The organism is Paraburkholderia sp. SIMBA_027 (genome assembly GCF_046535315.1).
In the GTDB taxonomy this organism is placed as follows: Bacteria; Pseudomonadota; Gammaproteobacteria; order Burkholderiales; family Burkholderiaceae; genus Paraburkholderia; species Paraburkholderia tropica.
Genome location: NZ_JAWRWY010000535.1, coordinates 1 through 274, shown reverse-complemented (window position 1 = coordinate 274; position 274 = coordinate 1). Strand labels below are relative to the sequence as shown.

At 65.7% G+C, this 274-nt stretch carries 1 protein-coding gene; it reads left to right on the top strand.

Features of this window, described 5'->3' with window-relative positions; translation table 11 throughout:
• The coding region (locus SB764_RS40135) for a TRAP transporter small permease subunit (RefSeq protein ID WP_410866771.1) at positions 1–274 on the top strand (274 nt) is incomplete at both ends.

Below are 274 nucleotides of genomic sequence, written 5' to 3'. Positions count from 1 at the left end.
CACTACGCCGGCTATTCCATCGCCATCCGCGAGCATTCCTCGCTGATGGCCAACGGGCCGCCCATTTACCCGTTCAAGGCCTTCATCCCGGTGGCCGGGGCATTCCTGCTGCTGCAGGGCGTGGCCGAGATCCTGCGCTGCGTGCTGTGCCTGCGGCGCGGGGCGTGGCCCTCGCGCGAAGAGGACGTCGAGGAGGTCGACGTCGACAAGCTCAAGGAAATGGTGCACGTCAAGGACGAGGACATCGCCAGGCTCGACCGCTACGTCAAATCCG